This is a genomic window from Microvirga roseola (assembly GCF_020866965.1).
Taxonomy (GTDB): Bacteria; Pseudomonadota; Alphaproteobacteria; order Rhizobiales; family Beijerinckiaceae; genus Microvirga; species Microvirga roseola.
On record NZ_JAJATX010000019.1, the window covers coordinates 12,692 to 27,553 of the forward strand.

The 14,862-nt window shown below is 59.8% G+C and carries 11 protein-coding genes; 4 read left to right on the top strand and 7 right to left on the bottom strand.

The features are described from left to right. The first annotated feature begins 21 nt into the window (after positions 1 to 21). On the top strand, positions 22 to 1,662 hold the full coding sequence (locus LG661_RS12965) for a GMC family oxidoreductase (protein WP_230532324.1): 1,641 nt from the start codon (positions 22 to 24) through the stop codon (positions 1,660 to 1,662). 78 nt (positions 1,663 to 1,740) lie between these two features. On the opposite strand, the gene LG661_RS12970 is transcribed toward LG661_RS12965, so the two are convergent. After that, a complete protein-coding gene (locus tag LG661_RS12970) occupies positions 1,741 to 2,568 on the bottom strand; it encodes a LuxR C-terminal-related transcriptional regulator (protein ID WP_230532325.1) in 828 nt (275 codons plus the stop codon). 411 nt (positions 2,569 to 2,979) lie between these two features. Between LG661_RS12970 and LG661_RS12975 the strand changes: the two genes are divergently transcribed. After that, complete coding sequence (locus LG661_RS12975; RefSeq protein WP_230532326.1) at positions 2,980 to 3,207, top strand: DUF6894 family protein; 228 nt, start codon at positions 2,980 to 2,982, stop codon at positions 3,205 to 3,207. 44 nt (positions 3,208 to 3,251) lie between these two features. Here the strand turns inward: LG661_RS12975 and LG661_RS12980 are convergent, their stop codons facing one another. From LG661_RS12980 to LG661_RS13000, 3 genes are all read right to left on the bottom strand, one after another. Further along, complete coding sequence (locus LG661_RS12980) at positions 3,252 to 3,995, bottom strand: LuxR C-terminal-related transcriptional regulator (RefSeq protein WP_230532327.1); 744 nt, start codon at positions 3,993 to 3,995, stop codon at positions 3,252 to 3,254. Between the two features lie 259 nt (positions 3,996 to 4,254). Next, positions 4,255 to 6,240 carry a carbohydrate-binding domain-containing protein gene (locus tag LG661_RS25095; RefSeq protein WP_268995457.1) on the bottom strand — a complete coding sequence of 662 codons (1,986 nt, stop codon included), beginning with the start codon at positions 6,238 to 6,240 and terminating at the stop codon, positions 4,255 to 4,257. Between the two features lie 684 nt (positions 6,241 to 6,924). Continuing rightward, positions 6,925 to 7,161 carry a hypothetical protein gene (locus LG661_RS13000; RefSeq protein WP_230532328.1) on the bottom strand — a complete coding sequence of 79 codons (237 nt, stop codon included), beginning with the start codon at positions 7,159 to 7,161 and terminating at the stop codon, positions 6,925 to 6,927. Positions 7,162 to 7,527: 366 nt separating this feature from the next. Between LG661_RS13000 and LG661_RS13005 the strand changes: the two genes are divergently transcribed. Together LG661_RS13005 and LG661_RS13010 are read left to right on the top strand one after the other, a co-directional pair. Then, complete coding sequence (locus tag LG661_RS13005) at positions 7,528 to 8,862, top strand: hypothetical protein (RefSeq protein WP_230532329.1); 1,335 nt, start codon at positions 7,528 to 7,530, stop codon at positions 8,860 to 8,862. A gap of 181 nt (positions 8,863 to 9,043) precedes the next feature. After that, positions 9,044 to 10,276, top strand: a complete 1,233-nt coding sequence (locus LG661_RS13010) for a polysaccharide biosynthesis/export family protein (RefSeq protein WP_230532330.1) — start codon at positions 9,044 to 9,046, stop codon at positions 10,274 to 10,276. Between the two features lie 158 nt (positions 10,277 to 10,434). On the opposite strand, the gene LG661_RS13015 is transcribed toward LG661_RS13010, so the two are convergent. The 3 genes from LG661_RS13015 to LG661_RS13025 all read right to left on the bottom strand — a co-directional run bounded on the left by LG661_RS13015 (position 10,435) and on the right by LG661_RS13025 (position 14,346). After that, entirely contained in the window at positions 10,435 to 12,135 is a 1,701-nt protein-coding gene (locus LG661_RS13015) for a Wzz/FepE/Etk N-terminal domain-containing protein (RefSeq protein WP_230532331.1), read from the bottom strand. A gap of 251 nt (positions 12,136 to 12,386) precedes the next feature. Continuing rightward, on the bottom strand, positions 12,387 to 13,211 hold the full coding sequence (locus LG661_RS13020; protein ID WP_230532332.1) for a WecB/TagA/CpsF family glycosyltransferase: 825 nt from the start codon (positions 13,209 to 13,211) through the stop codon (positions 12,387 to 12,389). 193 nt (positions 13,212 to 13,404) lie between these two features. Continuing rightward, positions 13,405 to 14,346 carry a right-handed parallel beta-helix repeat-containing protein gene (locus tag LG661_RS13025; protein WP_230532333.1) on the bottom strand — a complete coding sequence of 314 codons (942 nt, stop codon included), beginning with the start codon at positions 14,344 to 14,346 and terminating at the stop codon, positions 13,405 to 13,407. Positions 14,347 to 14,862 lie beyond the last annotated feature (516 nt).

Sequence of the window (14,862 nt, forward strand, 5' to 3'; positions counted from 1 at the left end):
TGTCAGGGATTCGAGGCTGCCATGCCAGGCGACACCACCTTCGATTACGTGATCATCGGCGCAGGGTCGGCCGGCTGCGTGCTGGCGAACCGCCTGTCCAAGGACCCGCGCAACTCCGTCTGCCTGCTGGAAGCCGGCGGCAAGGACAACTGGATTTGGTTCCACATCCCGGTCGGTTACCTCTTCGCCATCGGCAATCCACGCTCCGACTGGATGTTCAAGACCGAGAGCGAGCCCGGCCTGAACGGGCGCGTGCTCAATTACCCGCGCGGCAAGGTCCTGGGCGGCTGCTCGGCCATCAACGCCATGATCTACATGCGCGGCCAGAAGGAGGATTACGACAACTGGCGTCAGATGGGCCTCGAAGGATGGGGCTGGGACGACGTCAAGCCGATCTTCCGCTGCCATCTCGATCACTATCTCGGCGCGGGCGAGCACCACGGCGCGGGCGGCGAGTGGCGCGTGGAGGAGCCCCGCGTGCGCTGGGCGATCCTGGATTCCTTCATCGAGGCGGCCGTGGAAGCGGGCATTCCTCGCGTCGACGATTTCAACACGGGCAGCAATGAGGGCATCTCGTATTTCCACGTCAACCAGAAGAACGGGCGGCGCTGGTCCTCGGCCCGCGGCTTCCTGAAGCCTGCCCTCTCGCGCCCGAATCTTAAGGTCGAGACCCATGCCCATGTCACGCGCATCCTCTTCGAGGGCAGGCGCGCCGTGGGCGTCGAGTTCATGCAGAACGGCACGCTGCGGCGCATCCATGTCCGGCAGGAGATCGTTCTGTCGGCCGGAGCCGTCGCTTCGCCGCAGATCCTGCAGTTGTCCGGGATTGGCAACGGCGCACACCTTCAGGAGCACGGCATCGAGGTCGTCCACCATCTGCCGGGCGTCGGCGAGAACCTGCAGGACCACCTGCAGCTTCGCCCCATCTACCGGGTCGAGGGCGTGCGGACGCTAAACGAGGATTACCGCTCGCTCATCAAGAAGGGCCACATGGCCCTGGAATACGCCCTCTTCCGCCGCGGGCCCCTGACCATGGCCCCCTCGCAGCTCGGGGCCTTCACCCGCTCCTCGCCCGAATACGCGACGCCGAACCTGCAGTTCCACATCCAGCCGCTCTCCCTCGATAAGTTCGGCGACGAGCCGCACCCCTTCCCCGCCTTCACGGCCAGCGTCTGCAACCTGCGCCCGACGAGCCGCGGCACGATCAGGATCCGCAGCGGGAGCCCGCAGGATGCTCCATCGATCCGCTCCAACTATCTCTCAACGGTCGAGGACCAGCAGGTCGCCGTCGATGCGCTCCGCATCGTCCGCCGCGTCGTCTCCATGCCGGCGCTCCAGAAGTACCATCCGCAGGAGTACAAGCCGGGCGCGCATCTCACGTCGGACGAGGATATCCTGAACGGCGCGCGCGAGACCGGGACCACCATCTTCCATCCCGTCGGCACGGCGAAAATGGGTGTCGAGAACGACCCGATGGCCGTGACCGATGCGCGCCTGCGCGTGCGCGGCATTGCGGGCTTCCGCGTCATCGACGCCTCGGTCATGCCTGCCATCACCAGCGGCAACACCAACTCGCCAACGCTCATGATTGCGGAGAAAGGCGCGGCGATGATCCTGGAGGACCGGGCGTCGAACGCTGTGCCGGTTCTGAAATCCGCCTGAGCACGCGCTGATCGAACAGCCGAAACGAAAAGGGCCGGTGGAGTTCCACCGGCCCTCTTTCCGTTCTGGACGATGACGTTACTGGCTCGCAGGCACGCGGTTGACCACGGGAAGATGGCTCGCGGCCCAGATGGCGGCCTGCGTCCGGTTCTTGGCGCGGATCTTGCGCAGGATCGCCTTCACGTGGACCTTCACGGTCGCTTCCGTGATGTCGAACTTCCTGGCGATGATCTTGTTGGAATCGCCTTCCATCAGGCAGCGGAGGATGACGGTCTCGCGAACCGAAAGGCCCTTTGCCGGAAGCTTCTCCTCGTCGCTATCCCCTCTCAGGTCGTGGCTGCCCTCCCCGTCGCCGACATTGGGCGAATGCTCGTGCACGAGCCGGAGAATGGCGGACGGGTAAACCGCCTCGCCCAGCATGACGAGATCGAGCGACTTGACGAGCACCTCGCAGGAGACGGCCTTGACGAGGTAGGCATCCACCTTCGCCTGGAAGGCGCTCAGAATCGGCTTCAGATCGTATTGGTCGACCAGCACGGCAACCCGGGCATTCGGCAGTTCCTCCTTCAGAGCCTTCACCTGCCGGAAAAGCTCGTCGTGATTGCCAGATGCACCGACGATGACGAGGAACGTCTGGTCGTTCGGGACCCACATCTGCCGGGCCTCATCAAGGCTGGAGGCCGATGCGACCAGAGAATAGGACGTCTCCGTCAGAATCCGCCGCAGCCCTTCGCGCAGCAGCGTGTTGGGCTCGACCAGGAGAGTCGGTACATAGCCCGTATCGACATATCGGGCACGTGGGTTCTCGACTGAGCGAGCTACCTCCACATAGCTCGAATACGCAATATCCTTTGAGGAGGACCCATTCATATGGGGCAACCCATCAAGATCGTAGGTTTTGCGCATTGCACAGCCTTTCTGGTCTTGATTCGCGTTGGGAGGTGAGGACTCATTCCGTAACGGAAAATTAACTTATTATCTTTTGCGAGACAATGATCAGACCGATCAAATCGCTTTAATTTTCATTAATCATCAGCTCCCGCACAAGTAATCTTGTTTCCAAGAGCCGAATCAATTCTGCAAAATCCGAATCCCGTCAGCATCTTACCAGGACAGGTCAGGCGTCCCTGCGTTTTCCGCCGCTTCAATTTAACACAGGGAATGATGTTTTATTGAACTGCGAAAGTTTTCAGGGGCGCGCCCGACAGAAGGGAAGAAGGCGCACCTCGCATTTTTCACGGCGCCCAATGAAAAGCTGGCGGATGCGCCCTATATAACAATGTAGCGCGTTGTGCGCGAGCCACCTGTTCGATTGCTATGAAGTGTTACTTCAATCTCGTAAACGGCCCGGAACGGATTGCCGATAAGAGTGGAGTCGAGGTCAAGGACCTGGACCAAGCCCGCCTTCAAGGCTTGAAGGCAATCGAAGAACTGCGCGAAGAGAACGGCGCTGCCTCCAGGGAATGGAAGAACTGGAGACTCGAAGTCACCGATTCCACGGGAGCGCTGCTGTTCTCGATCAGCCTCGGCGAGACCTTTCATTAGCAGCGCTCGAGCGACCGGCTTGCCGGCCGCGTCGCACCCCTTCCCTATTTGGCAGCGGCAAGGACTTCGCTGGAGCCTGCAGGAGCAGGGAGATGATTCACGGCCCACATGGCCGCCTGCGTCCGGTTGGCGACCCTGATCTTGCGCAGAATGGCCTTGATATGAACCTTGACGGTGGCCTCGGCTACGTCGAGTTTCCTGGCAATGACCTTGTTGGGAGCTCCCTGCATCAGGCACTGCAGGATCTCCGCCTCGCGGCTGGACAGGGTCCGGATGGGTGAATCCTTTGCCTCGGCCGTCTGGGAAACCTGGAGAGTCCTGATCCTGTTGCTGTAGAGGCCCTTCGCGACGTCGATTGCTTCTTCCGACGGTGAAAGCGCGGAAAGGAACAGAGCGGAGGGGAAAACGACTTCCCCCAGCATCACGAGATCAAGATATTTGATCAGGGCATCGCACCCGATGGTCGCCAGGCAATAGCCGTCCGCGCCGGATTGGAAGCTTGCCATCATGTCGCCCAGGTCAAAGCCGTCTGCGAGAACCACGACGCGGGCGTCGAGACACTGCTCCTTCAGAATTTTCACCGCGTCCGCGATCCCTGCGGGGTATAGCTTGGAATCGATGATGAAGAGAACGTGCTCCGATTCGGGCGCCTGGAGTTCCAGCTCGCTATGCGACAGATCGAAAGGCTGAACCTTAAAACGGGTCTTTGACAGAATGTGTTTCAACCCCTCACGCAGCATAGCGTTCTTGCAGCCCAGGATCGTCGAGACCGGCGTCGTATCGGACATTTGAGGAGCCTTTCTTCGCAGAGACTACCCCGAATTATATGGTTCAACCTTTTGTCAACCACCGTGGAAAAGGGAGTATCGATTAATGCTTAGGGGTTATCGGAAGTGCGCGGGCGTCTGAACTGCCCAAGAAGCATGCGTCGAACGCGAACATGATTTCATCCGCGCGACAATTGGAAGAATGCGGTGATTCGCAAATGTCCGAAAGAGTGATGGCGGCGGAACCGCCAGGGTTCCGCCGCCATTCTTGATTTCGTGATTAGAGCACCCAGTCCCAATCGTTGGTGAAGTGATCCATCGGCTTCGCTGTCTTGTCCTCACGGACATTATAGACAGCAGCCTTGGACACGTCCCACCCGATATTCTTCGGGTTACCCGGATTGGTGTAGGTCGTGTTCAGATACTTGACGTCCGAACCGCTGATGTTGAACTGCAGCCCGTTCGACGACGGCTTGCCGCGCCCCTGATCGATGTTGAAGCTGTCGAAGGAGCGGACGTCATCGAAGGTGACATTGTTCGTGTAGGCCGAAAAGGCCCCATTCCCCTGATGGATGGCGTCGACATTGAGGACCTTGCCACCCGTGGAGCCATGCTCGAACATGACGCCGACACCGGTGACCGAGTTGTTACCGTCGATGACGCCGTCCTGAATCGTCACGTTCGTCGAGGAGAAGACCGACACGTTGTCCTCGACCCAGGAGTTCTTGGGGTCGTTGTAGACGTAGAAGTTCTTCAGCACCGAATTGCCGGATTTGTCGAACTGCACGAACTGCCCACGAGGCATCGGACCATGGAAGTTGTAGCCGTCGACATTGGTGATGGTCGCGTTCGGGGAGCTCACCAGATAGATGCCGGAGGAGCCCTCGCGGACGGTGACGTGATCGACCTTCAGTCCTGAGGAGTTGAGCACATAGATATTGCGGATATCCGTGCTCGTTTCCGGAGCAAGTCCCTTCGGCGGATCGGAATTGATGATCTCGCTGTTCAGGATCTGCACGCCCTTCGCACCGGAGACGCTGATGCCATCGCCTGTCTTGTGGTGAATGCGGCAGTTCTTAAGAACAACGTTATCATGGGTGATTGAGACCGCATCGCCGTTTTCCACCCAGATGTCGAGATTCTCGAACACCTGGCCGGCATGGGTCGACTTGATCGGGGACGTAACCTTCGTCAGCTTGATCCCATTGCCGTTGTCGGGAGACGGCGTCGGGCTGGGAGCAGGTGTCGGCGCAGGCGTGGGGGCCGGCGTCGGAGCCGGGCTCGCCGAGCCGGATACGGCGGTTGCATCCGAAACGCTGAAGCTCTTTGCCTGGGTCGAGTTCACATAGAGGCTGCTGCCCGATACGGCCTTACCGTTGTAGGTCGCGCTCTCCACGTAAACGTTGCGGTCGGTATCAGCCGTGCCGCCATAGAGATCGTTCAGCAGCTTTACCGAAACGTTGTGATTGCCGGCAGGCCAGTCACCCTTGACTTCGAGAGTGTCCATCTGGCCGCTTCCGTGCAGCGCCTTTGCGGTGAAGGTGCCGCCGACCTGCTTGCCGTCTACATAAACCGCATACTGGGCATCGCCCTGATAAGCGTCCTGCGTGACCTTGAGCGTCAGGGTATCGGATCCGCTGCCGACCTTGGTCACCTGGCCCGTGGAAGGCGCCGTCGGGGTGGGAGTGGGAGCCGAAACCGTTGCGTCGAATACGTTGAAGTCCGTCGCCTTCAGGGCAAGATCGGAGTCGAGTTCGGCGAACTTCACCATCGCGCCGGCGCCATTGCCGTCCACGTCGTAGAAGACTTCGCCCGTCCCCTGGTTGTAGATGATGAAGTCGTCGGCGTCGGCCGCCTTGTCACCAATCCTGAAGTTGGCTTCCTTCAGGGCGCCATTCGCCTTCAGAGCCTTGAACGTCGTGCCGCCATTCAACCAGACGCCGTCGACGCCAGCCTCAAAGTCGACAATGGTATCGACGTTGCGGTCCTGGTCGAGTGCCGTATCCAGGATGAAGCGGTCAGCGCCCGCGCCGCCGATCAGGACATCGTTGCCCTCCTGGCCGTTGATCCAGTCCGCGCCCACGCCGCCGCTGAGAACGTCGTCGCCCTCGCCGCCGCTCAAGCTGTCGCTACCGTTTCCGCCACGAAGCACGTCATTGCCGCCGAGACCTTGTAGAATGTCGTCGCCGCCTAGACCCGTGAGAATGTCGGAAGAGGTTGTGCCCCGAAGCGTGTTGTTCGCCGATGTGCCTTGAAGTCTGGCCATAAGTCTTTTTTCCTATTATTTGGTTGAACGAGCGGATCTGCCCTAAGGGAGGGCAGGTGCGGAATGTCCGATGGAGTCACCGGATCAGGGAGGGAAGAACGACAGTATTGCCGCTTGAGAGAGCAGAGATGCTTTCGGAAAGCCGAGCAGCACCCTGCAACTGGCGTCAGCGTCTAGGTAGAGCTGTCAACGCAGAATGGTCGCGCAAATATAAAAAACGCGGCGCATATATTGGCGACGGAAAATGATTGGCAGAAAGTGCCATTTGCATGCCCCTATTCTCTCGTGCCGCCTTCTAAGCTTGGCGGCTTACCCTCTGTCAATTGGAGGCCGAATAAGGCGAAATGAAGACGTCATTCAATGCTTATCTGACTTTCTATACTGAAGACTATATTCATATAGCCTTCTAATTCTTTTATATGAAAGTAATCAGAAGCCGTCCCGGTGAAGTAATCACGCTCTACTCTGCCGATATAGGAGCAACGGAAATAATCTAGCCTCCCGCACGCGAAGATTCGTTACATGGTATCTAAGAATCGCGTCCGATCACCGGGTACCGGCGGCTCAGGCATTCTGGCTGGCTGCAGGTCGAACTTGAAAATACAATGCTCTCGCGGCAAATCCGAGCATGCCGTCTAAGCTTTACTAGAGACCACATCCTCCCCTCGCGGGCCTGACACCGGCTCAGTTCCGACGATAGCGGTCGAGTTTCAGAAGAGCAGTCCCTTCCGCTTCCTCCGGTGCGTTGCCGATGGCAGGGCGCGAGGACTTCGCTGATCTGAGACAGAGCACGATTCCCGTTGACACGAGGCTTGCGATGACAGGAGCTCCGATGACGCCCAAGACGGAGCCGTAGGGCCAGAGAACGGCGAACGAGACCAATCCTGACAGGACCGCCGAGACGATGAGGATGAAAAACATTGTAGTCTCAATCGCAAGATCAGCATGACTATGAGCCTTAAGAGGTACCACTCTTTGCCTCTGGACACTACCCGGCAATCTCGTCGCCTCCCTTCTTCTGCCAGAGCAGGCAGGTTTTGGGTCGAGGACAATAATCCTGGAACATCAGGCGCAGCACCATACATCGATCCCGATACCTTGCCGCCCTACCACGAAAGAACTCGATCTATCCCTTGAGAGCACTGCCACGAAGGCAGGCTCGGCCCTAGTGTTATTCCGGTCGAGGCGTGAGAAGGCGAGCGCTGGTGCAGGTCTGTCGGCTGGCTTCGGGATCAGCTGTCAGTGGCCTGCCCCTCGCCCGTGTTCGTTTGTGAGAGATGGAGCAGCATGGCTTCGGGCAGAGCAGAGTTTCTCTCACAATATCCGCTCCGCAGATTCCCGGCAGGATACTCTCTCGCACTTCCCCGCCAGGCGGCACGTGCGCGTGCGCTGCAGAAGGATCTCCTGGATTACACGCTGTTTCTGCCCTGGATCTGGCTGATCGGCGGCCTTGGAATATCCTTGAGGATCGGCGGTGCAGCCCTCGTCTTCGCGATCCTCTTTCTTTTCATTGCCTATGCGGTCCTGCGCCGCTCCTCTCCGCCGAAACTGCTGACTGCCTTCGTGATCGCCAGCGTCATAGCCGCAGTGCTCTCACATTACCGTCTGTTCCCATCGTCATGGCAGGTGCACTTCAGGGACGCAGCCATTGCCCGCCAGCTGGCGCCGGTCATTTGCTTTTACGTCGTCGCCTGGGCATCAAAGGCATATTTCGAAAGGCGACTGCCCTTCGGAGACGCATTCGCCGGCGGCGGCCCCATTATCTTTTTAAGTCTCGTCGTCGCTCCGATCATCATGTTCCAGCAGGGCTTTCGGTACGAAGAAGAGAGCATGGTGAAATCCGTCTTCACCATGTACGGATCGTTCACTAACAACATCATCCTGGCCATGTTCTTCATCACTGCGTACATCTTCGCAGGATCAGGTTCGCGCCAGAAGTTCGGAATCCTCATCGTGCTGATAATGGCCGCTGCAACATCCTTGGTCCAGTTCTGGGTCATCACGCTGGGCCTTATTGCACTGATGTTGGGGATGCCGGCCAGGCTTACGGCTTTGGGACTGACCCTGGGCCTGATCGTCCTTTACATCATCGGCCTGTTCTTTCTGCCACAGTTGCTGCTCGCCGCGCCGAATTCCGGGATCAGGCTGGTCTTCATTGTCGACACCTACAAATCCTTCATCGACACGATGGGCCTTGGAATCGGCTATGGAACCGAGTCCGTCAGGTGGGTCTATTACTTCCCCGACAGGCCAGTCTTCACGTTTCTCCCCAACCCGGCGAGCATGACGCCGGGCCAGATGCTCGAAGCCCTTTCGACCGGCGTCCACAACTCCTTCTTCCAGGCGCTGCTGAGAACAGGCCTCGTGGGGTTCCTTCTGCTGGCGGCGGCATTCTGCGCCGTGTTTCCTCCGCGGAACGTGCCCCGCAAGCTGCGCAATCACGCGGCCGCTCTCTTCGGCATCATGTTCGTCTCGAGCTTCGTGAACCCGGCCTTGGAAAGCCCGATCCAGGGAATGGGGGCAGGCTTTCTGTACGGATACCTGGTCGCCCTGCGATCTTTCGCAAACTCCCGGGCCATGAAGTCTCCAGAACCGGCGTCTCTGCGAGCCCAGACCACATGACAAGGTATCCGGCGCTCTCCATTCAGCCCGACCGGGAGGGCTACCTCGAAAGAGGTCCTGTCTCGAACCCGACAATCCTTTGCACCCAGAGAGTTGTTGCTAACATCATGTCGGGTCGTGAGTTGATCGATCCCACAGCCCGGCGCGGCACATTTTTCAGCAGGCAAAGAGGACATCGCGAATGGCATTTCTGATGAGGCGTCGGCGCTCCCTGACACTCGGACTGCACCTCCCTCTCGCTCTGCTCCTGGCCTCCACTGCAGCTCGCGCCGAGTACAGGATACAGCCTGGCGACATTCTCGAGATTACCGTCACGGGCGTGCCGGAGCTCAAGCAGCGCAGCCCTGTCGGGATTGAAGGAGATGTGTCCGTCGCCCTGGCTGGACAGGTCAAGGTCCGGGGTCTGACGATTGCGGAGGCTCGCGCGAAGATCGTCGAGGATCTGTCGAACAAGGTCTACCAGCAACGAGCGGCCGACGGCCGGGAGATCGCCCAGTTGATCATGCCCGATGCGGTCCTGGTGAACGTGGTCGAGTTCCGCCCAGTCTACCTGAACGGCGATGTCGCCAAGCCCGGCGAGCAGATCTTTCGTCCCGGCATGACCATCCGCCATGCCATTGCAGTTGCCGGAGGATATGACGCCCTGCAGTTCCGCGGCGACAATCTTCTCTACGAGCGTCTCGATCTGCGCGCCGAATACGACTCGCTCTGGACGGAGCTTGCGCGGGAGCAGGCCAGGATCTGGCGGATCCGCACGGAGCTTGGCTACGGCGATGCAGTCAAGCCCGACCGGAGGAAGATCCCTCTTTCCCAGGAGGTCATCGAGCACCTGATCAGGACGGAGGAGGATCACCTCAAGGCGCGCACCGAAGAGCTCCGGAAGGAGCAGGAGCATTACCGCAACAGCATCGAAAGCGCCAACAGCCAGCTCAAGGTTCTCGCCGAGAAGAAGAAGCAGGACGAGGAAGCCGTTCAAGCGGACGTGGCGGAGTTCGACAAGGTGCGGGAGCTGTTCCAGAAGGGCATTACGGCGACGACACGCCTTTCCGAGGCAAGGCGCTCCGTGGTCATGTCGTCGACGCACCTTCTGCAGACCGTGGTGGAAATCACGAATATCGAGCGTCAGAGAGAAGAATTTGGAAGGCTCCTGGAGCGCGCCGAAAGCCAGAGCCGCATAGAGGCGCTCAAGGAGCTGCAGGAAGCAAACCTTCGTCTCGAGCAGGTCAGCGCCAAGCTGCAAGGCGCAAGCGAGAAGCTGCGCATCCGCAGCGGTGAGCCGGAGATCTGGCTTTATCGCGCAGGCGAGAAGGGCACCGAGCAGCTTCCGGCCAATGAGGATATGGAGCTGATGCCCGGCGACGTCGTGAGCATCACCCTTCGGACGGAAGGGCTAAAAGAGGCGCAGACGAGATAATCGCTCGAAACCCGATCTGAGGGCCTAGGTCTGCTGAGAGACGGCTCACAATTCGGTCGAGCCGTCTCTCATGTCACGCACGCCATTGGGGTAAGACACGCAAAGTCCGCCGCGCTGGCAGGACTCAGGCTGCGACGGAGCTGTCGCGCCCTGCCCCTTTAGCCGCCCACCTTGTTCATGACGATGGAGATCTTCTCGCGGGGGAGAAAGCGCATCGCGGTCTGCAGAATATCCGGCGTCGTGCGCTGGGATTCCGTGACCAGGATTAGGTCGTCGAGGAGCGAGCCGCTGGCTGCAGCATCCGCTGTTTCCTGGGCGGCATGGAAGTCCACGATGATCCAGACATACTCCGATCTCATCCGGAGAAGGGTCGCCATGATCGACTGGGAGGCAATCAGGTCATCCTCGGGAGCCTTTCCACGGAAGACGAGCACGTCGAGGTTGTCCGACTTCAGGCTACGAGGGAAGAAATGGGTGGAGAAACTCGGACCGGACTTCATTTTGGCGCCGGATCCACCCGCATCACGCTGGCGCCAGTTCGCGTCGACGAGCAGCGTCTTCTGCCCGCTCTGCGCAACGACCCGCGCCAGATGCGCGGCAAAGGACGATGCGCCATTTCCGTCCTGCAGAGCAGCAATGCCGACGGTCGAGCCGCTCGAGTCGATGCGCGAAGACTGGAGATAGACGGCAATGCGCGAGACGGCATCGATGATTGCCGGCGACGATTTGGAGTATGCCTCCTGAAACTCGTCGGGAGTGGAGCCGAGCAGCTGCCAGGACCGACTTTTGACGAAAGGTATTCCGGCCAGGCAGTCATAGCCGGTCGCCTTGTGCAGTTCCGAGCAATCCCGCAAGGTGCGATCCGTCAGGTATCTGACGAGCGCATGCGCAAAGCCGAGCGCCGCCCCTCCGATTCCGCCTGCGGCAACCAGTAAGAGTGTGGGCGGCCAGCTCCGGTCGAGCGGAGCTTCGGCCGGCGAGATGATGCGAGCGCCCGGACTGGGCACATGCTGCACGGCCTCGGTATAGCGCTGCAGAAGATTGCCGTAGAGCGCACGGTAGGCCTCGGATGTGTTCTGCCACTCCCGGAACCTGTCGCGCGCCTGACCGCCCGCATTCAGGGCGCCGGCCCCGCCCTGGATCGGCTGATCGGCATTGAACGCCCTCTCACGAGACTCGTCGAGGCGCGTCCTGAGTTGCGCGACTGCCTCCCCCAGAGAACGCTGCTTCAGTTCTAGCCGGCTGCTGATATAGGCCTGCGCCACCGCATTCGCGATCAGCGCGGCTCGCTGAGGATCGCGGGATGTAAAGGCGATATCGAGCGCATTGGACACGCCGACGCGGCTGACGGAAAGGGCCTCGCCGACACGCAATATGGTCGCATAGCGTTCGACATTCCTGATGTCGGCCGGTACTTCTTCCTGGGGCGATGACAGGAAAGGAACAAGGTCTCTCAGGATGTCGCCCAGCCCTCGCGAGGTCTCCCCGAATTCCTCGTCCTCCGTCAGGTTGTTTTCATCGACCACGCGTCCGAGGACTTCCTTCGACTGCAGAACCTGGACTTGGCTGTCGGCGAAGGAGGCGTCCGCCTGAGCGGGACTGCTCACCGCGTCCGTGAAAGGCCGCACAGTGAGGTCCTCGAGAAGCAGGCTTGCATGCGCGGTATAGTATGGAGTTGACGCCACTCTCAGGCCAATTCCGAAGCACACGCCGATAAGCATCCAGACAGCGATGAGCTTCCAGTTCCGCTTGAGGAAATTGAAGACCGCCTCGAGATTGATCGGGTCCTGCTCGCGCGAGCCGAATTGATCCCCTGTCAGCTCATATTGATTGGGCGCGATGGGTCCCTTGCGAAGCATCGTTGGCACCTCAAGATTCATGGCGAGACGAGCGCCGATGGAGCGCTCCCCCTGCTGGAGAAGCGATATGCGTTTGAAAGCGGCTCCTGCATCGGAGATCGACGATGCGTGTGCAGTCCCCGGCGTGCGGGCGTATCCGCACAAGGCAGGATCTGCTGCGCCTCCTCTCTAGAGAAGGCGTAATCAGGATGACCCGAGCGCCGTTTCCTCATCTCGGCATGTCCCGGTGGATTATTCATCGTCGTATCTCATCATTGGTCGAGCTGGCCGGCGGACTTGCTGATCCGGCCCGGCTTGCGCGCCCGCCCCTTCGACAGCATCATTTCCTGCAATGTTGCCCAGACAAAGATCGAGTTCGTCACGAGATACCGCCCCGCCAAGCGACGGGGATCCTGGGACAGCCGATAGAGCCACTCCAGACCGTTCCTCTGCATCCAGAGCGGAGCGCGCTTGATCGCTCCGGAATGGAAATCGAATGCCGCTCCGACGCCGATAATGACGGCATTGATGCGGCCGCGGTTGGCGTGCATCCAGATTTCCTGCTTAGGGCAACCGAGTCCGACCCAGACTATGCTGGCGCCGGAATCGTTGATCTGTTCGACTATCGCGGCATTCTCGTCCTCCGTGAGTTCCCGGAACGGAGGAGAAATGGCGCCTGCGATCTGCAATCCGGGGAAACGCGTCAGCAAGGCCTTCTCAAGCTGCTGGAGCGTGCTGAAGCTTCCGCCGTAAAGGAAGATCTTCTCTCCGGTCTCGGCAGCTCGCTGGCAGCACTTCATCATCAGATCCGGCCCGTTGATGCGGTCCTGCGCAACATGCCCCTTCCTTCGGAGCGTCCATGCGACGGGCGCGCCATCCGGCGTCACCATGTCCGCGGCCTGCAGCCTGTGCCCATGCGCCTTGTCCTGCCGCGCCGTCACGATACTATGAACGCTGCAGACGCAGACAACTCTGCTCTCACGGTTGGCAGCCCAGCTGAAGATACGGTCGCCGGCCTCATCCCAGCTCATGGCATCGACACTCACGCCGAGCACACTCTCGACCGTTCGCCTTTCCAGCACCTGACCTGCTTCCATATGACAATTTCTCTTCTGCCGTCGCGACAGCGGTTAGATATGGCGTGAAAAACTGCAGCCCACCCGAGTCTAGGAAAGCTCTCATCCAAGAGCCAGCACTCGGAAGGGTTATACCGAAGGGGAGCGCTCCATCGGTATAACCCTGAAGAGGCTTCGGGGGCCGTTAGTCCGGCAGTTCTGGTTCCAGTGCCGACTAGGTCACCTCCCATGGGAGTTGCAGGCGGACGGGGGAATGCGGCTCGAAGTTCTGCAATCGGAAGGATGAGCCAGGCTGGATCGCATCCCGCTTCCAGATGAGGTTCCGCGGGTTGGCAAGATTATAGTAGACGCAGTCCTTGATGATATGCTTGCTCGCCCCTTCGGAGATGAGTGTGTAGATTGAAAGGCTGTTCGACTTCGGTGCGTCCCGTCCATCGCGCATCGAGTTGTAGGTGTCCCGGGTCCGGCAGCGGTGAAAGCGGCACCCTCCGGAGCCCACCTCGCCTTGCGTGACTGCAGCAAAGGCGCCATTCCCTTGCTGCACGGCATCGACGTCTTCAACGAGACCGTCGAAGCTGCCCTCCAGCATGACGGCGAAGCCGGTCGGGCTATTGTTATAGGAGACGAGACCGCGCCTGACGGTGCAACGGTCCGAACGGTATACGGAGATGTTGTCCTCCGTCCAGGAGGTCGGGCCGTTCTCCGCTGAGAAGTCCTCGAGCACGGAACCGTGGGAATTGTCGAACTGGACGTTCTGTCCCCGCGGGAACGGCCCGCGCGCATCGTAGAGTTCCAGCTGGCTTAGGCGCGTTTCCGGGCTGGCCTGGATATAGATGTTCGACGAGCCGCGTCTCGCCCTGATCCTGGAAAGCACTGCGCCGGGGCAGCCGTAGAGATTGATGTTGTTCCGATTGAAATCGTCCCCTGCGCCCTTCTCAGGAGCTCCTACATGATCGATGTCGAGATCCTGCAGCACGAGGGCAGAGCCGCCTTCTGCGTGGATGCCGTTGCCGCCTGAATGCCTGATCCGGCAGTTGCGGATTGTGACGCCGTCATGCGTGATCACGACCGCATGATCGCCGGACGCGTCGATATCGAGATTCTCGATGATCTCGCCATCGGCCTGCGACTTGAGAGGGCCGCTCTTCCTGAGCACGGTTACAGAGGAGATGCTCTTCGCACCGCCTGATGGTGGCGTGCGGGAGGAAGGCTGCGGGAGTTGCGGCTGGGCCTGCGCCCGATTCAAAACTCCAAGAGAAATAAGACCAGTCAGAAGATGGCGCCGGTCCATATGGACCCCTTTCGAAGATGTGAGAGGCGATGGTGTTTCAAACGCCTTTCTTCCGTGTCGCTGGACTCCGGAGCCTCAGCGGAACAGGCGCTGATCCGATGGTATAGAGCCGCATGGAATTGGCCGAGTTCTATTCCGGAGAGATCGGATCATGCAAAGGGGTATCACCAATGAACCCCTCCCGAGCTGCTACCTTTCGTGCGCTGAGACCGTTCTTCCGACGCATCGCGACAATCGAGATTGGATTCCCACCCGTCACCAGCCGACCCGAGCTATGTGGTACTCCCTCAATAGCTCGGAAGGGATCTTTTCTCGTCAGTGCTCTGCCTTATTAGTGTTTAGACGAAGCGCCCGAGGATGGATAAGGTAGCTATCGACCCA